The organism is Clostridium sp., assembly GCF_032576335.1.
Classification (GTDB): Bacteria; Bacillota; Clostridia; order Oscillospirales; family Acutalibacteraceae; genus Faecalispora.
This window is the reverse complement of record NZ_JAWFXC010000008.1, coordinates 71981-93606: the sequence shown is the minus strand read 5'-3', so window position 1 is coordinate 93606 and position 21626 is coordinate 71981. Positions and strand designations below refer to the sequence as shown.

Genomic DNA, 21626 nt, shown 5'->3' with positions numbered 1-21626 from the left:
TCATTCAATATGTTTTGCTAATTTTATTCAATTTATAAGAATATTCCCGCATCATATTAAAGATGCGGGAACACTTTACTCATTTTTTTCTTTTTTAACTTCTTCGTGTAACAACTCAAGTTTTTGGTACATTAGAATCTGATTCTTAATAATAGTATTGAGGTTATAATTTATTTGCTCGAGTAACAGATTTAGATTGTCCATGACAATTACTCCTTTTCTTTTATATTACCATACAACTTATTTCGTAATATATATTCGTGAAAAGGTTTTACATTTCTTGTTATTAAACCATGTAAGCGGATAATAGAATCTTATTTTTATTTGTTAAAAAGTTAAAATTTGCACTAGTTTGTACGATAAATAATTATATAAGAAATTATTAGAAGTTGGGAAGTTGTTTTATTGAAAGATTCTTCAAATATAGAACAAATTTTATCAAAAATTAATAAATGCTTCGAGTCTGCTTATCTGAATTATAAGAATAATATATGTCCATATGATGAAGTATTTAGTGTAATAAAACCTTATAAAGATAGTCCTATATTAAACGATATACTTATAGCAATACAGGAAAAAATCGAATATAATGAGAATGTAGTATCATATGAAAAGTCCTTATGGTCAATCATGTTTATGATTTTGCCTATATACATTTCCTTAGGTACCCTTATAAATGGGTTCAATCAAAGATATGCACTTATTTATATCCTTTTCGAATTATTATTATTTCTTATAATTTTGATATTGTTTATATGTGCTTTTAAAGCGGGAAGAAAAATGCTGAAAGCTAAAAGTTTTTATCAAATGGTTTATAACATTCTTACTCAGCCTGAGTGCATAAGTTCTACTGATCCTACTAAAATAAAAGTAGCACAATATAAAAATGGTAAAAATAAACATAGAGTAAGTATCAGAAAAATATTACCATAACAAAAAGACCGTTCTGTATTTTTACAGAGCGGTCTTTTTTACCTTAATTTACTTAATTAAACGGATAATTACTGTTATCCAAAATAGACTGTGTAATTGCAGTTAAGTCCTTATCATCTATTACACCGTCAGGAATAACATCTGTATCGAACCGTGTAGTATCGGTTTGGTCTGCTTGCAATCCGTAGTAATAAGCGTCAATACCTAAGTCTAAAAGGGTGTATTCTCCAGTGCGGTTGACATCTTTATTGGCCTCAACTTCAATAGTATCTTCACCGCAATTTTCCTCTGCAACATCCATTTCCAGAACGTCGTTATCGGCGATTCGTCCCTTCGTAATATCTACTTTTCCGATTCCCACAGACTTTGCTCTAAACGTGAGCTCAATCAAATCTTTGTCTCCGGTTGCACCGCTATCTTTTCCTAAGTGAGCGACAATGAATCTCACGGAGCCAGGCGTCGAAGTATCTTCTTTATAGATTTTTAGGACCTCTTTCGCAGAGGCTCCCAAATATTCAAATCGTTCCGCATCATAGTCGATTTTAATATCCTCTGCGTAGATGTTGCTGACGTTGTGAATAGCAACAGTCGTTGTAAACCGATTGCCTACTTTTACTTTGTTTGAGGAGGCGGTAACGGTGAGAGTGGGTGAATTTCGAGACACATTATATGCTTCAACTGAAGATAGATTGCCTGACGAATTACGACCACCAATTATGTATACTGTATTGGAAATTATTTCAGTTTGAAAATAATATCTTGCAACGTTAATTGGTGCTTTTGGAGTCCAAGTTTGTAAAATAGAGTCATATTCTTCAACTGAAGACAAATATCCATTACCGAGACCACCACCAATTGCTAAAACTTTATCGTTAATATTTGCTGTTCCTAAATGATATCTTGAGGTGGACATTTCTGAAATACTTTCCCATTTATTATTTCCTATCAAATATTTAAAAACGGACTTTTCCCCACCACCAAAGCAGTAAATATCACCATCAATAATTTCCGAACGGAAGCCCGACCTACTATCAGCCATAGGTGCTATTGCAGTCCACACATTGTTTTGTATGTCATAAGATTCCGAGAGTGAAGAATTAGCACCCCCACCCAGAACATATATTTTATTGTCAATAATCTCCGACTGAAAATTAGATCGGGCAGATAACATAGATGCTTTCTGTACCCAAGTATCTGAAACCGGATCGTATAATTCTACTGACGATAACTTATCACCATTAGTTCCGCCAATAGCATATATCTTTCCGTTCATTACAACAGTTTGAAAATTATTTCTAGCAGTATTTAAAGGGGCTTTTGCAGCCCAAGTATTGGTAGCAGGATCATACATTTCTACAGACGCTAACCTGCCTTCATTATTGCTTCCTCCAATAACATATATTTTACCATTGATTACTTCTGTGCAAAAGTCCATTCTAGAATTTTTCATAGAAGCCACTATTGTCCACTTATCTGATTGAGGGTCATATTTTTCAATTGAATTAAGAGCTCCTACAGTATTACTTGCCCCACCAATAGCATAAATATATCCATTTATAACTTCCGTACAAAATGAGTATCTGGGTGTACTCATCGAGGCTTTTAATTCCCATTTTTCTCCACTCTGCTCCGCAAATGCAAAGGGTATAACGGATGACATTAGTGTTAATATCAATAAAAACACTAAGCCTCTTTTCATATTTAATTTCATTTCTATTTCTCCATTCTTTTCATAGAGCATTAATGCTTTTAGTTAAATATAAACAATTGTTCCATATTTATATCGGTCTGTATTGTTGATAATTTAGCATAAAATAAGAATCCCCCGCTAGAAGATTTCTTCTGGCGGGGGATAGTCATCTTTATTCGGTTTTTTCAGCTTTGCTCTTAATCGCAGCAAAAGCATCTTTCACCTGCTCTGGCATTGGAACACCCATGATGCCAAAGTTTTCTATGATGCTGAATCCCTCATTTGCGATAAAGAACAGAATCACGGCTGTGCGCAGATACCCGCCGGTATTGGCTACGGTGTCGAGCTGCACTGCAACGTACACAATCAGCAGCACACTGAATTTGCGAAGCAGTCCCTTAAGACTGGCATTGCTTTCAAAGGTGCCGTCTGCGGTCTTTTGACTCTTATGCCAAACCAAGGCAATCAGGACACCCAGAAGGTAATCTACGGCCATGATACCGATTAAAAATTGCAGGCTATCGTCCCAGCCGCCCAAAGCAGATAAAATAGCGGCGCCGGCCGCGGAAATTGCGGTCAGCGCCGAAAAGTACATAGATTTTGCTGATAGAAGCATTATGTTATCCTCCTCACAATACATTAAAATTGCACTGCTGCGTTACACCGTCGGCAGTTACTTTGATATGTGCGTGCCTTGCAATCGGCTCTGGAGGCAAGCTCTGTACATCAATCAGCCAGCCGCGACCTTTAGAGTCTTTGTACGGCTCAGATACCGCTATTACATCTCGCCCGGTTGTGTCCACGTTAGGCTTGTCCTTGCACTTTGCAAGTACTGTGTATTTGTCCCCAGCTGCCATGTCTTTGTTGCTAGTGTCGAGTGTTAGGCCAGTAACTGCAGGCAGTTGGGTATTATGCGAGGTAAAATCTTTTAAACAGTAATTGAGGTCAACCCGCGTACTAAGTCCCGGAAGATTCCCGTCGCTCGAATACTGCCACATATCATAATTGCCTGCGTATGTCACTTTGCTATTATACTGTGCTAGCCAGAATGTCCACTTGGAGAGCTGCTGCATATCGAGTCGGTTGACCGCCCAATCCTTATTTGCGTACACTCCGGCAATAAAACCCGCAGCGGAGATACGCTCGCAGAAGATACGGCAGATATCTGTTGCAGCCTGCTTGCTAATTCCGCCGCGTTTTGCTTTGTAGGCGTCGGCATCTTCCATATCAATGTACACGGGATATGTGGGCTTTAAACCCTTAAGTAATCGTAAGGCATGTGCCGCCTCGCTCTCTGCATCCGCAGTTGACATAGCATAGCTGTACAGGTACACCCCCCACGGGATGCCCAGCCGAATGCACTCGGCTACATTCCGCGCCCATTGCTTGTCGTCTTGACTAACCATATCACTGCCATACCCGCAGCGTAGGATGGCAAAATTAATCTTACTCTTGAGCTTGTCCCAATCAGCGCGCCCGTTGGCGTTGCTAACGTCTATACCTTTAAGCAATATAATCCTCCTTGGCTTGTGGATTCATGAGATTCTCAAGTTCCTGCTCCGTTGCTTGAGCCAGCACAACATAGTGTCTAGTCTCTTGCCCGATAATTCCCCCTGTTTCCATGTCTGTTATGCTTACAACTTTTGTATCAACGGCAATACGTAATACATATCGCTCATATAAAAACCACTCATCAGCAGCAGACAAGGAAAAGGAGATTAAATTATTAATATTTGATGTAATTAAATCCAATTCCTCCAATGTAATACTACCTTCTACCATTTGAAATTCAATTACATCCCGAAAGGCTTCTTCGTACCATTTTCTTTCTCCATTGGCTACGGCTAATTGCAACACCTCACCATTTGCTAACACCATTTGTTGTGACATAATTATCCTCCTTATACTTGTATATAATCATTCTTGAGGTATATCCATTTATTAAACAAATAGATATCGCCTGCACCGAATGAAACATCAATATATCCGTCAGTTTTATTAGAAGTTACTATTTCGGCATAAAGCACCAGCCTGATCTGTGAGATATAGGTTAGAGCAGCAGCAGTGGTATTCATGTCTGCAAAATTAAAAGATATTCTTCCGCTGCCGCTGTCAGCATCAGTGCCTAAAAACAGGGTTTTGTTCCCTGCCATTGCATTTGTGTTACCGTTAAACACCAAATAAGCCGCAGCACCTCTATTGGTTACTTTTAATTTATCGTATACAAAGTCTAGCCAGAGCAAAGCATTACCAGTTAAATTTGATTTTAAAATGGGTTCTTTGAAGTCAATGAACAGATTAAAAACAGCGTTGGTAGAATACGGATAGATTACATTAGCGTGCATTCTGCCCGATGCGTTATCTGCCAGCGAAAAGGTAGAGCCTGCCCAATCAGAGCTGGTACTATGAGAAACTGACATGCTGTACTCTATTCCACCAGAGAAAATCTTCCTGTTTGCACCTCCAGAAACAGTATAAGCTTCTTTAATCTTTCGATTTATTCCACTGTTCGGAATATATAGTTCTTTGATTTTGCGGTTCGCACCCCCGCTAGGTATCCACAATTCAGGCATATCAATATACCCCGTGAATTGTCCCAGTAGGCAAAACTCCGCTTGGCGCAGAGGAACTTACTACGAGCTTTGGGATTGTTATTGATACTGAAGCCGAACCGGTATATGTTGTACTCGCCCCGCCGTTACCCACGCCAATCGTTAATGCGCGCATTGTACCTTTGCCTGTAAAGGTAAGCTGTGTCTCTTCATCATTCAACCTAACTCCGCTCACCCAGCAGCCCGCCTTAAACAACTCACCGGGAAGTGGCTCTCCATTTTGCAGCACCGCCGTCACTGGTTGTCCGTTGACCGTCCAAGTGTCGCCATTGGCAACCGTCGCAGTAGCTAAAAACGAGAGGTTTTTTGCACCGTCTGGAATATTAAGGTTGTTTACCGTGCCGGTGCGGGTGTGTAGGGCGGTAGAAACAGAACTCTCAGCGATGCCATTTGCAATACGCTCTTCCAGGTCGTTCATGCTTTCTTCAGCAAAGGGGTCACCTGTTACGGTCACGTTGCCCTCCGCTCGTACCACGTCATAGGTGTTTTCAATACCAGTCGGTTCCAAACGGCGCCGATTCGGAAATTCGGACAGTCTGTTTTTCCAGACCTTTTTTTGATATGCCATATTTCAAATCACTCCAATCATTTGCCCGGCGTAAGGCTCACCGGAATACATAACAGCTCGCCTGTTATCCTCATAAATGGTGTATAGGTCATGCAGAATGCGTTCAATATCGTTTGCCTTGTGATATTCATTCACAGGATTCTGCGGGGTAGAGGGTGTTGTCTGATACACAAAATAAGCTGTTTTTAGGGTGTTGAGGTTTGAGAGTATTCTCTCAAATTCACATGGTGCTGGAAAATCAGTGCGATTCCAAGCCCGGGTACTAATCGCCACCTCAAAAATACCAGCCAGATATTTACAATCCTGTTCAATGCGGTTTAAATCGTCTGCGTTGTAGTGTCCTTTTACTGTTCTGCCGTCAATATCTGCTTGGGTGCGGCCGTAAACTGGCGTAATCCACATTACAGCACCCCCATATTCTGGCCGGTATAAAGTTCGCCCGTATGATATGCCATTACGATATCCAGACCGTTTCCGATGAAGGTCGCACTAGCCACAAAGCCCCCAGTCAGGTCAATATCCATCATTTCAATGGTGTCCATCGTGTATCCGTTGCCGTCCGTATGCTGGAGTGCAACCTTTTCTCCTGCACGCTCACGCTCTAAAATGATGGGCGCAGTCGTCTGGTAGCGGAGCTGATAATAATCATAAAGCCGCTGTGCAATCATCGGAGCATTCGTACCGGAAATGAGCGTGGCGGCTTCAAATTTAATCGTATTGCGTGCGGCTCCGGCAGGGAGTTTTTCAGTAGCGCGCAGGCAGATTATAGGATGGTCTTCATACTTTTTGCCGGTAATTGTGATTTCTCCGTCTGCATCTACGGATACGACCACATAATTGGCGTGCTGCTCGACGATGGTCCCGCCGGTAATGGCCAGCTCTGCACATGCCGCATCAAACTGGATTTCATGTTGGCCGGTTGCAAGTGTGCCTTGAAATATCTGCTCCGCATCGGATTTGAGTACATAATTATGCGCTGTGAGCGACACGTCCGAGATGTAGGACAGCAACTTGACGTTACCGCCGGAAAACTTCCGGGAACGAGGGATAAGGTTGTTATAGGTGGACGGCTGGGAGTAAATGCGTATTGTGCTGCCACGGCTGTCGTCAACGATGGCACCTGCCGCAAATGCTACCTGTTGCAAAGCAGTTCGGTGTTTGGCAATCGGTAGCCAGCCAGAGAGAGGTGTATTGCGGATTATGTCCTCGACGATGTAATCTGTCCAGCCAGCCGAATCCATAATTGCGTCGATAATGTTGCCAGCGGGTTCGTTTACATAAACTCTCCCGAGTTTGAAATCGGTCTTATCCAGTTCACCTACGCTCGCATTTGCGGTAAACTGTCCAGTCGACGCATCGGCGCTCTGCCAAGTGGCCAAGCGATATGTTCCCATTTGCACAGGTCCAGTGTCGAGAAAATGCCTAATGTGCACCTTTTGCCCCTGCTGAAAGAGCTTGAATACTCCCTGTGGATTCATGAGGTTGAAATCATCTGTGGGGCTGTGCAGCGTGAAATTTGCCATGTTGATGGACAGTGTATTGGAAATCAGGTCGACTTCCTCGGTGATTTTTGCGCTGACAACATCGGTATCTGAATAAGTAAGGAAGGTGCCATAATCGATGGCGTGCAGCTTGATATACCGGTAAGGCTTCGCGGTGCATTTAAAGGTAATAATGAGCTTCCCAAAATTTTCGACCGGACACTCGCAAAAGTAGTCCAAGGCGTCCGGCTGAAAATCCTTACTTATCATCAAGATACCATCGAGGGCCAACCACTGGATATTAAGCACGGCGGGGAAGTCAGGCAGAAAGTGAAGCGTTAGGCCTGCACTGGTATGCTGTTCGGTGAAAGAAATTTTCAAGGTTGGCGGATTCTCAAAATAGCCGCCTGCACCGGACATGCTCTGACTCCAATATCCAAAATTCATACCGGCAGGAGAGTCAGGGAACAACGGTTTGCTGCCGTCCAACAGAAAGAAGTTTTCTTCCAAGGTTGCATAATCCGGTACGGTCAAATCGTCACGCTTGAGCTGGACGGTATCCGCGAAAGGCTGAATGTCAGACGCTACAGGAGTGCTGTCAGCCTTTGCGGTTACGTCAATTAAATCCAGTGTAATTTCTGTGTACTCCAAGCAATCACTTCCTTATGACGGTTTCCGTGCTGGCGCCTTGGCGGTGAAGTTCACGGTAAGATTCTTCCAATAATTTTCACTGCCTTGTTGTGTCAACATTTCGTCTCCAACATTTGCGAAATAGGCCGTGAAAGTGTAGTTCCCTGATTCGTCTGGCACGACCACCGTGTGAAATTCTACCGGCTCCGTAAGCTTATCCCACAGCTTTTGGTATACCTTTTTTCCAACGGCGGTGCTACGAGCAAGTTTGAGCTGATAATTTAAATACACACCGATTAGCTTACGCTGCAGGTTACCGTCCTCTGTACGCTTTGCATACTTATCTAAAAATTCGGCGGTGCGCTTCAGGCTGACGATAGGGATATCAAATTTTACTTCGTCGATTATAATCATTAGCGACCGCCTCCTGTTGCAAATGCAGGTCCTGTCCTGCGATTTTCCTGTTCTACTTCAAACTTGACCCAGCGAATGAATCCAGTATCATCACCTGAAGCAATAACATTAACTTGTGGCTGAATATTGAGCTTGTCAATTTCACTTGCTACAATGCTGCGAATCAAGTCTGCTGGGGCTTCAATGTTCGTACCACTGCGCTGGTCTCCAAGGATGGCCGCAAACTCGGCGCGCGGAGGAATGACCGCACCAGTAGCAAGACGAGGGATAGCTACTTTGCCGACTGTTGGAATATTAAAGCCAAACTTAATGCCGCCGATTTTGGGTATTTCTTTCGGGACATCGATATGGATACTATTCAACGCCTCAATAATTTTATTGACACCGCCAATAAAGCTATTCACAAACCCCTCAACCATTCCAATCATAGCGTTAATGGAGCCCTTGAAGCCTTTTTCTATGGGATCAATTACATGTTCAGAAAACCACTTGGAAACATTCTGCCATACTCCGGAGATTGACTTCCAAGCGTTCCCTGCTGCAGTGGAGATTCCTGTCCACAAGCCAGCAAAAAACTTGCTGATGGGCTGTACGACGTTGGTATTAAACCACACGCTTGCAACAGCCCACGCGTTTTTAATCCAGTCCCATGCGGCAGCACCAGCAGATTTGACCTGGTCCCAGTGAGTGACGAGCAGGTATACAATAGCAATCAGTGCTGCAATTGCAGCCACGACAAGCGTGATGGGTGAGGTAAGCACAGCCAGTGCAGCGTTAAAGAGCCACGTCGCTGCCGTAGCGGCAACAGTGGCCGCTTGAGATGCCCATGTCGCAATAGTGTCGGCCGCTTTTGCAGCAGTTGTAATGACCCACTCAGCAGCCTGTTTTACCAGTGCGCCGGTGGTATTGACAAGACTGACAAAAAAGTCTTTTGCGTATAATCCTGCAAGATAAATGGTTTCTACCTTGTCCGCGGCTTTTGCACCCGTGACTGCCCACAAGCCTTCTTTCATCTTTCCGAGGATTCCGACCACGCCGCCAGCGTTTGTGACAAACGCTAATAGGTCTGCCACCTTCCACGCTGCGAAAAACAGTCCAACTGTTACAGTCATGTCTTGCACGAGTCCTTGATTTTTGTTGATCCAATCTGATATGCCCAGCAAAGCGTTTTTAATATCTGTCAGTACTGCAACGATAACACCGCCGGTCCATTCGGCGAGAGTTTTTAGAAAATTGTCAAATAGCCAGAGCACTCCGGGCTTTAAGGCATCAATAATGCTGTTTAGTACATCAATTGCCGCCGCCAGACCCTCCAAGAACAGCGGAACCACGTTGTTTGCCGTCCATGTTCCCAGCGGTACGAGGACGTTAGTCCAGAACCACAATAACCCTTTGCCTACATTTATTGCAAACGGCGCCAGCGCTATCCAAAGGTTACGCAGAGACGCATTGATATTGCCCCAGTTGATTTTTGACATGCCGTCACGCATAGCATTTATAAAACCAGGCAATCCCGTGCCAAGCGTCCAGCGTCCAACCGGTACCAAGAATGTGTTGTAAAAATCCTGCAGGGCTGCCCATGAAAAACTGCCAAGCCGCTGAAATTCACCCCACACCCCCGTAAGGGCAACCTTTGTCGGGATAAGTGCTGTATTTAGGTCTGCAAAAATCCCCTTGATGGTATCCGCTGCAGCTTGCACAGATGGACTGACAGTAACACCTGTGCCAATCTCCTGCACACCGATGGGGTCTATCGCTGCACCGCCGGGAACGTCCGGAGTAGAGGCATCTGACGCCGAACTGCCGGACGCTGTGTCCTGCTGCAGAACATTTAATTCATCAAATCCCGCAAGCGCCCCATCCGCAGCCTTACCAGCCTTTTTAGTCGCGTCGGCAAGCTTGTTCTGTGCCTTCGCTGCGTCATTTGAGGATGTGGCGATATTAGTGGCCGTATTGGCAACCGCTTGCTGCTGTGATGCCTGACGACCAAACAGTGCCGTTGTAACCTGTGCGAAAAGGTTTGCCACACGGGTAAGGGCTGAGATGATAGCGTTCAGACCGGGGAGCACGGCGCTGGCTATCGGGATTAAGGCTTTGCCGACCGCAACCTTCAGGTTATTAAAATTAAAGCCTAGCTGTTGGACTTGCCCGGAATAATTACCGGTAAGTTTTGCGGCATCGCCCACCTGAAAGCGGGTTTCTTCCATGATACCGAGATATTCCGCTTGGATTTTCTGCTGTTTTGTAAGGTTGTTGGTAGTTACGCCGATACTCTTGGCGTAGTCCTCCCACATCTTAGCAACGTTTTTCGTGACGCCAGCATTATCGACCAGGATTGAGTTTTCGTTTTTCAGACCTTCCGTCGCCGTGGAAACCGCATCGCCGAGGGAATAACTGGCCTGCCGTCCGAATGCAGCGGAATCCTTTAATGCCTGTAAGGTGTCCTGAATCTGCGGGTCGGTGTAACCGCGGGACGCCAGATTTTTGTACGCTGTGATGGCGTTCGTGGCCGGAATTAGGCCGTCGGCCGTGTACTGCTGAATGAATTTTTGAGCCTCTTTAAAGCTGCGTCCTTGCCCCTCAAGAATACTTTGCAATCCCAATAAAGCATTAGAAAGTTCAGTGGCAGCACTTACCGAAGACTTGCCAAAATTAACAATTGAGGCAATACCAAAGGCGATACCGACAGCCGCAGCAAGTTTTTTTAAGGAAGCAGTGATTCCGTCCAGACCGTTGCTGATGCCCTTAATTCCTTGGTTAAATCCAGCGCTGTCTATTTTGGTATTAATATTAATGCTGCCATCGTAGCCCATTGCCAAAGCGTATCACCTACCTTTACAAATAAAACAGCCCGAGCGTCACTGCCCGAGCTGTGCCATAAAATTATTGATTGTCGCCTGTTCTTCCGTGGTGTAAATCTCCGGCAGGTCAACAACTTCCCGCATAGAGTAGTACCACTCTTTTTCTTCTTTGGTGAGTTTACCTTTTGCTTTTTGCTTGCGTAGGTAAATCAGCCGACTGAAAAAGCATTCTTCCGGCAAATCCAGAAACATATAGGAAAAGCGCCACCAGTGTAAATCTGCTGAGGATAGGTCTATGTGATAGGCTTGTTCAATGGCTGCCATGATGTACCGCGCATCTTGTGACCAGCTGTAATACCGGGTGCTGTCTTCATCACCGGAGTCATTGCCAGTGGATTCTTGCCCGCAATTCAGAAACTTCACGGCCAGCTCGGAGGCGCGACGAGCATCCGGCGGAACAATGGGGTATAGTAGCTGTAACATAACGGTTTGCTTTTCAAATCCGGTTAATTCGGGGTCTTCGAATGCCGTCATAATTTGCAAACAAGTGCGGTAATCAGTGTTTAGTTCGTATTCCTGCCCGCCGATTTCCACAGCGGTCGGTAGGCCGTCGATTAGGACGTTCATTTCAGCACGTTCCGGTAGGACGCAGGCGGTGCGGTATACTTGCTAACCTGCTTTTCCCGCGCTTTCTGCACAAATGGCGTAATTCCCTCGAAAAACTGCTCGAACATATCCAGTGTATTAGCCTCGCCAAAAGCAGCCTGACTGGTTCCGGCTCCAAATACATTATCAATCTTTTCCCGTAGAAAGGCAGAGGTTTCACGCAGCAGGCCGAGAGCGCTTCCGAGATTTTTCGGAATGTCGAACGCACCCACCTCGGTGTTCTCCTGCAAAGCCTCTGCTTTCTGCCGGTACTCTTTTTCTTTTTCCTCAAATTCTCCCAATAAGTTATAGAAGCGTTCGACAAAGGAAATGTCGGTGGGATTAAAAGTAATCACCCGGTTTGTGTCGTCGTTAATGCACAAACGTATTTCTCCGGTATTAATGTGCAAACTTTGCATTATTCTCCACCTCCGGATACGGTAGCCGTAAAGGTTTTTGTGGTTGGGTCAAAAGTTCCAATAACCGGGTCCCCGACCATGTTCACGGTGTAGTTGATTTCGACCGATTTACCGCCATCGCCACCAAAGTCATCAACCTGAATAGATACAGTGTTTTTCTCTGCGGGATACTTTCCGCCTACGGGCGTTTCATACAGGTCTACCATAACAATATCGGTACGAGCGGCATCAAGCACCGCACGCTTTTTACGGAGGCCATTTACATAGTCAAACACCGGGTCGCCTAAGATTGCGGTCTGTTGAGTAGGAATGGTGGGTTTGTAGCTTTCTACATCGGTAGTGCCGCTATCTTGGCTTACATAGGTTTCATCGGAGGTTTCAGGGTTATAATCCACTTTATGGCTGGTAATGCCTTCGCCCATTAGAGCGTAAGTAGCAGTTTCTTTTGGGGTTGTATTCAAGAAGATTGCAAATAGCGATCTTTTGATTTTTCCTGCCATGTATATCATCCTTTCGTTTGGGTGTAAGTCATCTTACAAATAATCTGGTATATTGCGGTCTGGTCGTTTTCGTCGCGCTGGTAAAGGTAGCCCCACGAGGTCGCTTCAATGGATTCTGCTATCTTTTTTGTTCCGAGGTCCGGCAGAGTATCATTGTCCGACTGGTCCTCAAGCCAGTCGGCAAAATCTTCATAAAATCCAGTGTTAGCGATTCGGGTAATATCATCGATGGACGCCTCGCGAGAAAGCAACATGAAAGGAAACTCACGCGTTTTATTCCCGGCTAAATCCTGCGATAGAATACGGGTGCCGGGCAGAGTGTCGATGCTGTAGTTGACTGCGCTGGGCTCCAGCCCATCAACGTGCAAACCTGCGAAAGCATTGAGAGCGGGGCAGGTGGCAATGAAGTTTTGTAAAGATTCAATGATGCTCATTTGCCGCCACCTCCTGCAATTCTTTTTGCGCCGTTTATAATCTGCGTGCTGTGAACCGCTCTCATACGCTCGAACCAGAACGCTCCTCGCCGGGGATCATATGGCCGGGAGTTCGCAGTGTTATAATACCGATTTCGAGCATAAGGGGCAATCCAGCTAACATGACCACTACCGACTACAGTACCAAGCTGGCCAGACTTAATCAGCATGCTAGACCGTATAGGGATAAGTGGGGTGGAGAGGCGCAGTACCTCACTGTCAACGTACTGCTGAGCGCGAGAATACTGCCCCGGCCATTTGTTTTTAAAACTTGTACTCCATACAAGCCTTGCTTTACCGGCTTTCGTGACAATGATTTCCCCGCGCGGGGTCTTAATCTCAGGACCATCCATCATTTCCCACCCACTTCCCAGTGTTTCAGTCCGCCGTAGTCAAATGTGGCCACGCTTGTGATGGTCAAAGCATCGTAATTCTGTGTCAGTTCGGCAATCGAACCGCCGGGGGCCGGAATAAAAGGACATTCACCTTTTACAATAAAGTCCTTGGCCTTGGCTTGCATCGTCCATAAACCGGCAGGTGCTGTCTGATAGTCTGCGGGCAGCTTATATACTACGCCACCGGAATCAACATCAAGCGGAATGAATACCTGCACGCTATCCACGGCAGCCGAGCCGCTCTTATTGACGTTCTTTGACTTGGTATCTTCCCAGAGGACGCCGCGCAGGACGGTACGATTGTACCCGGCCTTGGTGTAGTTGTAGAGCGTCACTGTGTGAGGCCAGATCATCGGTAGCGCCCCCCAACTGACCGGTCCATCAGACCGGTAAAAATTAGGTAATTCGCCGCGGTGTCAGACATTGCAGAATTGAGCGCTTCTCGGATGACGCCGGGATCCTGATAAGCCACGCTCCAGTTTCCGACGGTTTCACTTTTTATACCCACTGCTGAAATGGCTTTTTGCTGGGTCTGCTCATGCGTCTTGATACTTTCCGCTACCGCGCACACTGCCATCTTCACTGCATCAGTTACCTGCCAGCCTTGATTTAACCGGTTATAGGTCAGCTGATCGATAAAGAGGGACGCCTTCCGAGCCAGGGCGGGGAAGGCGTCCTCATCGATTGCAGACCCGTGAAATACATTGCCGTAATACTCAAAGTCTGCGTATGTCATAGCTGCTCCTTACTGCACGATGGGTAGCGTGATATCTTGCGATACTGCTGTATTGGTGACTGTTACTGTTACACTTTGGCTCGCAAACCCAGATTTTTTAATTACCGCGGGATAAGTACCAGGGCGCAGGTGAAATACCGCTACGCCGTTAGCATTTGTAGTTTTACGTGCTCCATTTACGTCAATTCGTGCGCCTACTACCGCTTCTGGAGTCTCTTTGTTATCCTCTACAGTGAAAGTTACAGCATAATCAGTAGCAGGAGTAGCAGTCTCAATATACGCAAAAGGTACGTTAGTACGACCATCGTTCATGCGGGTTGCAGGGTTAGGCAGAGCCCAGCCAAGGCGCATCACCACACGAATTGCAATCATATCCTGCTGAGCAAGGTTATAAACAATTTCTTTCGTAACTGGGTCTTGAATTACGCCTTGGTCTAGGATTTTAACGGTAATGTCCTGCCGAATGGAGTAAACTGCTTGATTCCATGCTCCGGCAACCATCTGCGCTACAGATTGGTCGAAGCTGCCGTTTTGAGGGAACGTCATCGGAGAGCCATCCAGCGCGTATGGTGTAGAACCTTTCATATCAGTTACAAACAGAGGACGTCCGTCATTGTCTTTAAGTCCGCGTAGAGCGGCACGGGTTTTCATTGAAGCCAGAATGCCGTTTACCATGTAACCAGAATCTTCGACCTTTGCAATCAGACCTTCAGTGCCCATAATACTGTCATAAGTAATACCGCCCGAAACGTTGTTTCCTGCCTGACGAGCTAGGGTAATGATGTCAGACTGCCATTCAACAGGGCGGTTTATACCAAAAGCAATAGCTTGGTCTGCTCTTAACCCCATGGCCTCGTGGATTCTGGGAGTGGTTTCTCCAATGATATCAAAAGATGCGTCATCCAGTACTGCTTCTGGAATCGGCACGATAACGGCCAACTCGGCGGCAGTTAAATATACATTGTCCCAAGCCTGTTGGCTGGTCTGCTTTGTACCTGTATCCCCGTTTACCCAGTAGGCCATAGGCAGCATATCCAAAACTGGGATTTTGGTTTGCTTGCTGGTCATGTTAGGTAGCTTACGCATCATAGACAGGACGGCTGACTGTTTTGGTACATCCTGAAATATGGTGTTTACAAGTTGCTCACGAATAAGAGCCTCGGCTTTTTCTCTACTAATAATATTAGGCATTGTTTAATCTTCCTTTCGTCCAAATAATTCTCTAAGAGCGCTGTTAGCAGCGTCCTTACCTGTGTCTGTGCCAGGTTTTACACCGGGAGTAGAAGCGGAAAATATAGGCGGTTTTTCATCGCTCTCGAAAAGAAACCCTTTTTCGGTTTTGAGCGTTTCAAGCTGTTCTTTCAGTCCGAGAATCGACTCTCCATCCAGCCTCATTGCGTCGGTTTTAAGATGAGCTTTGACCGATACGGCGTCACGCACCTTGGCGGCTTTCAAAGCATCATTTAGTGTATAATCAAATTTCAGTGCATCGAGTTGCTTCTGTGCGGTCTGCTGGGCGGCGTCGGCTTTGGTTTTCCAGTCGGGATCATATCCGGCTAGTTTTCCATTAGCTTCGCCAAGCTGTGTCTTAAGCCCGTCTCGTTCGGTAGTAAGAGTGCTAACGCTGTTTTGCAGTTTGGTAAGTTCTTTGCCGTGCATTTCAAACACCTTTGTAGCCTGTTCCTCACTAAGACCGAGAGCGGTCAATTCCTCTGTTTTCATACTTTCTCCATACAGCTAAGCGTTTTAGGTGGTCGCTGTCACCCGCCGCCATGCAGATATAGGCCGGCATGGTAGGCCAATTTGGGTATAAAAATAGCACCCATGAAAATTCACAGGCGCTAAGATTATGAAATAGGTATAAGAAAACCGCCGGCACAATAGCACAGGCGGTTTAGATATTGAAGTTGTCATAAAACTTATCAATGATAGATTCATATATTCGGCCGGATTCTTTAGGACCGTCATCACCATACTCATAGGGAAATTCATCAGCGATTTTCTCATGAATCTCAATTAATTCATTGTCCGAATAATCGTGGTCAGAATCAAATAATATTCCGATTTCTTGCAGCTCTCTCAGCTCTTCATCGGTGAAAAGCTTGCTTATATTTTTCAAGACGTACCTCCTTCTTTCAGCTTCTTTGCAGTTTTAGTTCCGGTAGGCCACACAGTAATCAATTTCCCAGTTTCGGTATTGATAACCACCGTGGCGCGTTCGCCCTTAAACTGTTGACTCTTATCTGCTCTTATTTTACCTGTTTTTAACGGGCTTATCAAGGCGTCGCTTACATCTTTTTCGACTACACCTCTTGATATCATACGAGCGCTAAGATGTGGAGATACTGTGCCAACGCTAACGCCTGTCGAGGTTTTGATACAGGACAAAGATAAGGAAAGAGATTCGATTCTTTTATTCGCCCACACCGCTTTTTGTGCTTGACTGCGACTAAATCCAAGCACCTGCTCGCGCTCACCTTGCCGAAGCATACCGGTCTGGTCGAGAAAATCTTCCATCTGTGATTTATGCTGGGATAGCTTCACCGATGTAGCTTGAAAACGTTCAGTCAAGGCATTTTTCAGTTCCTCGCTATCGGAGCTTTTGATTCCGGCATCATACCCAGCCAGTTCACGCTTGGTGGCTCTAATTTGGCGTTCCATGGCTCGTTGCATCTGGGTCGCATCGTAATACTTGATGGTTTCGCCATTGTACTGGACGCTCTGGCTTTCATATTCTTGCAGCGTTTTACGAGGATAAGCTGACGATGAAATGCCCTCGAAAAAAGGAAAGAAGCTGTGTCGGCAGTTCCATCCGCAGAGACCCTCTCCTGAACCGTAGCCAGTAGATTCAACAAAATCAGGATAGTCTTTGTTCTTGCCTGACCGGCTAAAAACCTGGCCTTGCCACGCTTGATGCTCCGGCCGAGCTCCGGGGTGTGCTGTTGTTTCCACTAGATCGCATCCCATGTCGTCAGCGTAGCGTTCGGAGATTTGTGCAGCCGTCTGCGTGACTCCGGTCAGCGTTGCCCGACGAATCGCTACGTCCAATTTATCGCGGTGACCAGTAGGGTAAAGCACCTCTGCGCCAGATTCAGCTGCAGAGCGTACAGCGTTTCGGATAGCGGTTACATAATCAAAAGCACCGCTCTCCACTTGCATTTCCGCAAGGGTAACGGCGTTGATGTATGATTGCTGGGTTGCAACAGCGGTGGTCATGGAGAGGTTTTTTAGGTGGCCGGCAGTTTTTTGTATTCCTGCTTGTAAGACCTGCATGGCTCCCAGTGACTGGCGCAAGGGCGGGGGAGAAAGCCCAGCGGCTTGATAGATTCCCCGGTCAATTTCTAAGGCCTGAATCCCAGCATCTTCAAACAGCACTCGTACCTGCTGGTCGCTGGCGTCGGTCATTTGTGAGACAGCGCGAATAATATCATCCAGCAGCAGGCCGGATTCTTGGAGCCTTTGAATCTGCCAGTCAGCTGTAGCAGAAACGCCGCCAGTCTTTACCAAGCGGCGCACAATGTCACGGGTGATGGTTTCATCCAGCTTTGAGTAGAGTTCAAGTAAATCATCAGCAGCATAGTCAAAGTAATCAGGTGGGAGCATTAGGCATCACGCTCCCCGAATCCAAACGGATTACTGAGATTTGCTTGCTGTTCTGCCGCGATAGCCTTTGCGTCCTCCTCGGAATATCCCTCGAATTCGACTAGGTATCGCCAGAATGGGAACTTGCCGGACGCAACATACTGCCAAAACATCTGCTTACGCTGCGCTGGGTCATTGACCACACTGTCATCCCAGTCATACGCTGTCGTGTACGTCCCCTGCGGGGCGATATTGTACAGCGTGGTGAGCTTGTCCATCGCATACAGCAAATCATCTATGGCACTCTGGAGTGCTTTTTGCAAATCGTGAACCGTAGAATAGCTGCGCTGCCGGCTGGCTGTAATCTCCGTGGCGGTTTTGGCAACATCTTGTGGGTCGGACAAAGTTCCGTAAGCAAGTCCGCAGGCAAATTCAATGCGCTGCAGAATGGTGTTAAGTCCGGCGCGGTAGCTTGCGTCTCGGAGCTGCGGGGCAAATATCTGGTAGAAGTTTTGGTCTTTGCTTGGCACATTCCGGCGCCGATAGAGCCGCTTTTGTAGCTTCGGAACCGTGATTTCACCGTCCAATTTGTGTTCCAACAGGTCCTCTGCCACGTCCACAGCCATCTGGCCACCGTCAAACTCCCACAGATACTTTCCATATTGTTCATCGGCGTCGCGGATTAGGTAAGCAGCCTCTGCATACACTGAAACACCGAGAGGGCTATGTCTGTCCTGACGATTGGCTTGTGGAATACGGAAATATGCAAATAAAGGCCGGTCAACATTGGATATGTTGGCCTCCGGTTCCAGATCCGCCCATTCGGGGACACTCGCAAGCTCAACCGGGGAGCCCAAAGAGAAGCTACTACGACTTGCAAACGCTTTGTTAGTAATGATATGAACGCCTGCGCTATACTCGTGATGCTCTGCACGGGTATAAATTACACCCTTACGCTTGATCTGCTGCACGAAGATAGCACCAGTCATACGGTTGCTTGTATCAAATGTGGTAGGGAAGAAGGCATCTCCCTGTACCATATCAACGCAAAGCCCTTGCTGTGTCACATAAGGCTTGAACACCGCACCGCCCAGTGCGCAAGCCAATTCTGTATGCTGCCGGATAGAATTGAGGAACGGTGACAGTTGCTGCTGCAAAAAGGTTGCTCTGGCGCTCCCAGATAAGGAGACCTGCATTTCCAGCGTAACCAGCCGGGCAAACTCGGAGGCAATCGCTGCGGGTAAACGCAAACTGTGAATATCCTTTCCGCACCATGGGCCGCCGTCCTCGTACATTTGGGCCCACAGTGCAATCGCGGTGCTCATTTTATCAGAGATTACGATATCTGCATTGTCACTTTGACCGAACGCCTGCGATAGCATGGAGCGCAGCCACTTTAATAGCTTTTCGAACAATTTTTCACCTCCAGTCAGCCCATCTGAATTCACGGGCTAGAACGGTATAACAAAAATAGCGCAGAGCATCCATCGCGTGGTCATTTTCTTTCAGTACGGTATCACTGTTCTTTTTCTCATCCCACCGATAAAGACCAAATTCGCGAATAGTGTCTTTGCAGGATTCGTGGACTTTCAGCATACCTGCGTTGAGTAGGGTAGCAGTTACGCGGATACCGTCCAGCACAGCGTTGCCAGCCTCCCATACACGGAAATTCCCGTGTCGGCGAATTGTCTCAATGAATGATGCAGCGGACGGGTCAACGATTACCCGGCGAATGTAGTAGCCTCGCGTTAACTCTTCCAGCGCGTTGTAATGCTCCTCATCCGTTTTCTGTCGGCCCTCTTTGCGACTATCAAAATAAGATTCGCGAAGCATAATAGCCTCTTTCCCACGAATGCACCAGAGCTGCATAGCGGTTGGGTTAACCGTACCATAGTCGATACTGACATAAAATTGACCGTCCATTCCAGCGGTTGTGCCGCGCAGAATGAAGCGGTCGGGGCTATCGGTAAACATTGGGTAAACACGGCCTTCTGCCACTACCCAGAGACCACGAATATATCGGTCGTAGAACACACCGATATATTGCTTACGATAGCGCTCTTTGATTTCTTCTGACAAAGAAAGGTTATCGTCCATTGTAAAATGCAGGTATAAAATTTTGCGGGTCCTGCACTTTTTAATCCAGTTAGTGTAAAACCAATGTTGCGGCCCTTGCGGGTTACAGTTGAACCAGAACTTGGAGCCAGTCACAGAGCAGCGCGCCGTCGCTTGGTTAACAAACGATTCAGGCATCAAGGCGACTTCATCGAACAAGACGCCAGCTAAAGTAATGCCCTGTATTAAGTCCTGTGACCTTTCGTCCTTACCGCCAAACTGGTAAAAGTAGTTGATTACATTGCCCCTGCGAACAACCATAAGATTTTCAGAACGTCGGTCTTGTACTGTATATCCTCGGGATTTAAGCATCAATTTAAGCCAAAACATAACGTTTCGACGTAAGCTGCCTATTGTCTTACCGGCAATAGCAAAGTTTTGACCGTCAAAGCTGTTCATTGCCCACATGACAAACGATAAGGACATGCAGACAGTCTTACCAGAACGAATGGACCCGTCTGCTATGATACCCTCTGATTCCTTTACGGGGCTGCTAGGGCACCACCAAGTAAGCACCATTTTTTGTTTTATAGAAAACGGCTTAAATTGGAAAAATCCTTGGCTTACCTGCTGCCGTAGTTTGGCAACGTTATCAGACAAGGACTTTTTCAGTTTCGCGATACCCTCGTCAATCTTCTTCCACATTGTCGGGCGCTCTCCAATCCGGGTCGGAGTTATCACCATCTACCCATATTGTTTCAGCTTGACTATCCATTGCAGTATTGAACCCATCGTCTGGTATAGTCTGTTCGCCTGTTTCCTTTATGGAGGCTTGCGCTTTCAGTAGATCAATTTCTAGCCTGCGTTGGTCGTATTCACGACGGTGACGGTCAGAAGGATTCGCCTCAAAGTAATTTCCAAGCCATTCAAGCGCCTTCATACGGTCGGCAAGCTTCACACTGGCACCGTCCTTGCCTTGCTTTACTTCAGACAGGAGAGTGCCGTCAACCTCAAACGACTCCTTGAAACGCACCTCGTTGATTTCTTTTGTTAAGGCAATCTTTGCATCGCTGCCTGGCACAGGAATCTGAATAGGCCCGAATGGCCCCATAACCGGAACCAAAGCGCGGCCGAATTCTAAAAAGTCAGTGATGTCCGCAAAGGCGATGTGCATGTATTTTTCGACCACATCTTCAACAGAGGCGAGCAGGGCAGCGGAGCGGATTTCTTTAAGCCGGGTGATTTCGGCGCGGATACTGTGTTTTACTAGGGCGCGTGGCCCTTCTGCATTTGCAGTCTCATAGCTGCACCCATACGCTTTTTTATAGGCCATCGTAGCATTAAAAGTTTTGGAATAATACAGACAAAATGCCTTTTGTGCGTCAGTCAGTTCGTTGTTATCTTCAACAGCTTTAACCGTCTTAATATCAGCAAGTGCTGTGTTGCAACGCTCTTTTGCAACGTTGCGTTGCGTTGCAGCATTATCGCCCCAGCCCCCACGGCTTTTCCAGCTGCGTACGGTACCCGGGGATACGCCTAAAAGCTCGGCAATTTCAGACGGGGTTTTGCCCTCTTGGTAAAGGGCCTTTGCTTGTTCCATTAATTCTATTCTTGGCACACCTGTCCTCACCTCGTTTCTCATATAAACACCTTGGCAGCATGCAGTACGGCACACCCGCCTTGTGGTAATCG

The 21626-nt window shown here is 46.4% G+C and carries 25 protein-coding genes; 1 reads left to right on the top strand and 24 read right to left on the bottom strand.

The annotated features are described in order from the left end of the window. Window positions 1–405: 405 nt before the first annotated feature. Window positions 406–933 carry a hypothetical protein gene (locus E7L17_RS10965; RefSeq protein ID WP_316323287.1) on the top strand — a complete coding sequence of 176 codons (528 nt, stop codon included), beginning with the start codon at window positions 406–408 and terminating at the stop codon, window positions 931–933. 52 nt (window positions 934–985) lie between these two features. Here the strand turns inward: E7L17_RS10965 and E7L17_RS10960 are convergent, their stop codons facing one another. The 24 genes from E7L17_RS10960 to E7L17_RS10845 all read right to left on the bottom strand — a co-directional run bounded on the left by E7L17_RS10960 (window position 986) and on the right by E7L17_RS10845 (window position 21552). Further along, window positions 986–2644: a kelch repeat-containing protein gene (locus E7L17_RS10960; RefSeq protein ID WP_316323286.1), complete on the bottom strand. Its 1659-nt coding sequence runs from the start codon at window positions 2642–2644 to the stop codon at window positions 986–988. Window positions 2645–2795: 151 nt separating this feature from the next. Next, window positions 2796–3239 (bottom strand): phage holin family protein, encoded by a 444-nt coding sequence (locus tag E7L17_RS10955; RefSeq protein WP_316323285.1) that lies wholly within the window; start codon window positions 3237–3239, stop codon window positions 2796–2798. A gap of 13 nt (window positions 3240–3252) precedes the next feature. Continuing rightward, complete coding sequence (locus tag E7L17_RS10950) at window positions 3253–4134, bottom strand: glycoside hydrolase family 25 protein (protein ID WP_316323284.1); 882 nt, start codon at window positions 4132–4134, stop codon at window positions 3253–3255. Beyond that, entirely contained in the window at window positions 4127–4513 is a 387-nt protein-coding gene (locus tag E7L17_RS10945) for a hypothetical protein (RefSeq protein WP_316323283.1), read from the bottom strand. The genes E7L17_RS10950 and E7L17_RS10945 overlap by 8 nt, the downstream gene beginning before the upstream one ends. An 11-nt stretch (window positions 4514–4524) precedes the next feature. Next, window positions 4525–5196, bottom strand: coding sequence for a hypothetical protein (locus E7L17_RS10940; RefSeq protein ID WP_316323282.1), 672 nt, complete (start codon window positions 5194–5196; stop codon window positions 4525–4527). A 1-nt stretch (window position 5197) separates the two neighbouring features. Then, window positions 5198–5803 (bottom strand): hypothetical protein, encoded by a 606-nt coding sequence (locus tag E7L17_RS10935; protein ID WP_316323281.1) that lies wholly within the window; start codon window positions 5801–5803, stop codon window positions 5198–5200. 3 nt (window positions 5804–5806) lie between these two features. After that, window positions 5807–6205: a hypothetical protein gene (locus E7L17_RS10930; RefSeq protein ID WP_316323280.1), complete on the bottom strand. Its 399-nt coding sequence runs from the start codon at window positions 6203–6205 to the stop codon at window positions 5807–5809. Then, window positions 6205–7935: a hypothetical protein gene (locus tag E7L17_RS10925; RefSeq protein ID WP_316323279.1), complete on the bottom strand. Its 1731-nt coding sequence runs from the start codon at window positions 7933–7935 to the stop codon at window positions 6205–6207. The genes E7L17_RS10930 and E7L17_RS10925 overlap by 1 nt, the downstream gene beginning before the upstream one ends. A 12-nt stretch (window positions 7936–7947) precedes the next feature. Further along, entirely contained in the window at window positions 7948–8328 is a 381-nt protein-coding gene (locus E7L17_RS10920; protein WP_316323278.1) for a hypothetical protein, read from the bottom strand. Then, on the bottom strand, window positions 8328–11147 hold the full coding sequence (locus E7L17_RS10915; protein WP_316323277.1) for a hypothetical protein: 2820 nt from the start codon (window positions 11145–11147) through the stop codon (window positions 8328–8330). The genes E7L17_RS10920 and E7L17_RS10915 overlap by 1 nt, the downstream gene beginning before the upstream one ends. Before the next feature lie 39 nt (window positions 11148–11186). Then, on the bottom strand, window positions 11187–11756 hold the full coding sequence (locus tag E7L17_RS10910; RefSeq protein ID WP_316323276.1) for a bacteriophage Gp15 family protein: 570 nt from the start codon (window positions 11754–11756) through the stop codon (window positions 11187–11189). Then, complete coding sequence (locus E7L17_RS10905) at window positions 11753–12193, bottom strand: hypothetical protein (protein WP_316323275.1); 441 nt, start codon at window positions 12191–12193, stop codon at window positions 11753–11755. The genes E7L17_RS10910 and E7L17_RS10905 overlap by 4 nt, the downstream gene beginning before the upstream one ends. Then, window positions 12193–12693, bottom strand: coding sequence for a phage tail tube protein (locus tag E7L17_RS10900; RefSeq protein ID WP_085832859.1), 501 nt, complete (start codon window positions 12691–12693; stop codon window positions 12193–12195). The genes E7L17_RS10905 and E7L17_RS10900 overlap by 1 nt, the downstream gene beginning before the upstream one ends. Before the next feature lie 5 nt (window positions 12694–12698). Further along, on the bottom strand, window positions 12699–13127 hold the full coding sequence (locus E7L17_RS10895; protein WP_316323274.1) for a chloramphenicol resistance protein: 429 nt from the start codon (window positions 13125–13127) through the stop codon (window positions 12699–12701). Then, window positions 13124–13522: a hypothetical protein gene (locus E7L17_RS10890; protein ID WP_316323273.1), complete on the bottom strand. Its 399-nt coding sequence runs from the start codon at window positions 13520–13522 to the stop codon at window positions 13124–13126. Before E7L17_RS10890 ends, E7L17_RS10895 begins: the two co-directional genes overlap by 4 nt. After that, window positions 13519–13914 (bottom strand): hypothetical protein, encoded by a 396-nt coding sequence (locus E7L17_RS10885; RefSeq protein WP_316323272.1) that lies wholly within the window; start codon window positions 13912–13914, stop codon window positions 13519–13521. The genes E7L17_RS10890 and E7L17_RS10885 overlap by 4 nt, the downstream gene beginning before the upstream one ends. After that, window positions 13911–14297, bottom strand: a complete 387-nt coding sequence (locus tag E7L17_RS10880; RefSeq protein ID WP_316323271.1) for a hypothetical protein — start codon at window positions 14295–14297, stop codon at window positions 13911–13913. Before E7L17_RS10880 ends, E7L17_RS10885 begins: the two co-directional genes overlap by 4 nt. A 9-nt stretch (window positions 14298–14306) precedes the next feature. Then, the gene (locus tag E7L17_RS10875) at window positions 14307–15488 is read right to left on the bottom strand and encodes a phage major capsid protein (protein WP_316323270.1); all 1182 of its coding nucleotides are present in this window, start codon (window positions 15486–15488) and stop codon (window positions 14307–14309) included. A 3-nt stretch (window positions 15489–15491) separates the two neighbouring features. Then, window positions 15492–16019, bottom strand: coding sequence for a phage scaffolding protein (locus tag E7L17_RS10870; RefSeq protein WP_316323269.1), 528 nt, complete (start codon window positions 16017–16019; stop codon window positions 15492–15494). Window positions 16020–16191: 172 nt separating this feature from the next. Beyond that, the gene (locus E7L17_RS10865) at window positions 16192–16416 is read right to left on the bottom strand and encodes a hypothetical protein (protein ID WP_316323268.1); all 225 of its coding nucleotides are present in this window, start codon (window positions 16414–16416) and stop codon (window positions 16192–16194) included. Then, window positions 16413–17900 (bottom strand): phage minor capsid protein, encoded by a 1488-nt coding sequence (locus tag E7L17_RS10860; RefSeq protein ID WP_316323267.1) that lies wholly within the window; start codon window positions 17898–17900, stop codon window positions 16413–16415. The genes E7L17_RS10865 and E7L17_RS10860 overlap by 4 nt, the downstream gene beginning before the upstream one ends. Continuing rightward, complete coding sequence (locus tag E7L17_RS10855) at window positions 17900–19294, bottom strand: capsid protein (protein ID WP_316323266.1); 1395 nt, start codon at window positions 19292–19294, stop codon at window positions 17900–17902. Before E7L17_RS10855 ends, E7L17_RS10860 begins: the two co-directional genes overlap by 1 nt. A gap of 4 nt (window positions 19295–19298) precedes the next feature. After that, the gene (locus E7L17_RS10850) at window positions 19299–20639 is read right to left on the bottom strand and encodes a PBSX family phage terminase large subunit (protein ID WP_316323265.1); all 1341 of its coding nucleotides are present in this window, start codon (window positions 20637–20639) and stop codon (window positions 19299–19301) included. Continuing rightward, window positions 20623–21552, bottom strand: a complete 930-nt coding sequence (locus E7L17_RS10845) for a terminase small subunit (protein ID WP_316323264.1) — start codon at window positions 21550–21552, stop codon at window positions 20623–20625. Before E7L17_RS10845 ends, E7L17_RS10850 begins: the two co-directional genes overlap by 17 nt. Between the last annotated feature and the right edge of the window lie 74 nt (window positions 21553–21626).

Bases quoted from the DNA above. Each gene is read 5' to 3' on its own strand.
- E7L17_RS10935 (WP_316323281.1), bottom strand. From the start codon at position 5,803: ATGGCATATCAAAAAAAGGTCTGGAAAAACAGACTGTCCGAATTTCCG.
- E7L17_RS10930 (WP_316323280.1), bottom strand. From the start codon at position 6,205: ATGTGGATTACGCCAGTTTACGGCCGCACCCAAGCAGATATTGACGGC.
- E7L17_RS10850 (WP_316323265.1), bottom strand. From the start codon at position 20,639: ATGTGGAAGAAGATTGACGAGGGTATCGCGAAACTGAAAAAGTCCTTG.
- E7L17_RS10895 (WP_316323274.1), bottom strand. From the start codon at position 13,127: ATGAGCATCATTGAATCTTTACAAAACTTCATTGCCACCTGCCCCGCT.
- E7L17_RS10945 (WP_316323283.1), bottom strand. From the start codon at position 4,513: ATGTCACAACAAATGGTGTTAGCAAATGGTGAGGTGTTGCAATTAGCC.
- E7L17_RS10920 (WP_316323278.1), bottom strand. From the start codon at position 8,328: ATGATTATAATCGACGAAGTAAAATTTGATATCCCTATCGTCAGCCTG.
- E7L17_RS10905 (WP_316323275.1), bottom strand. From the start codon at position 12,193: ATGCAAAGTTTGCACATTAATACCGGAGAAATACGTTTGTGCATTAAC.
- E7L17_RS10875 (WP_316323270.1), bottom strand. From the start codon at position 15,488: ATGCCTAATATTATTAGTAGAGAAAAAGCCGAGGCTCTTATTCGTGAG.
- E7L17_RS10880 (WP_316323271.1), bottom strand. From the start codon at position 14,297: ATGACATACGCAGACTTTGAGTATTACGGCAATGTATTTCACGGGTCT.
- E7L17_RS10955 (WP_316323285.1), bottom strand. From the start codon at position 3,239: ATGCTTCTATCAGCAAAATCTATGTACTTTTCGGCGCTGACCGCAATT.
- E7L17_RS10940 (WP_316323282.1), bottom strand. From the start codon at position 5,196: ATGCCTGAATTGTGGATACCTAGCGGGGGTGCGAACCGCAAAATCAAA.
- E7L17_RS10900 (WP_085832859.1), bottom strand. From the start codon at position 12,693: ATGGCAGGAAAAATCAAAAGATCGCTATTTGCAATCTTCTTGAATACA.
- E7L17_RS10860 (WP_316323267.1), bottom strand. From the start codon at position 17,900: ATGCTCCCACCTGATTACTTTGACTATGCTGCTGATGATTTACTTGAA.
- E7L17_RS10885 (WP_316323272.1), bottom strand. From the start codon at position 13,914: ATGATCTGGCCTCACACAGTGACGCTCTACAACTACACCAAGGCCGGG.
- E7L17_RS10870 (WP_316323269.1), bottom strand. From the start codon at position 16,019: ATGAAAACAGAGGAATTGACCGCTCTCGGTCTTAGTGAGGAACAGGCT.
- E7L17_RS10890 (WP_316323273.1), bottom strand. From the start codon at position 13,522: ATGATGGATGGTCCTGAGATTAAGACCCCGCGCGGGGAAATCATTGTC.
- E7L17_RS10910 (WP_316323276.1), bottom strand. From the start codon at position 11,756: ATGAACGTCCTAATCGACGGCCTACCGACCGCTGTGGAAATCGGCGGG.
- E7L17_RS10960 (WP_316323286.1), bottom strand. From the start codon at position 2,644: ATGAAATTAAATATGAAAAGAGGCTTAGTGTTTTTATTGATATTAACA.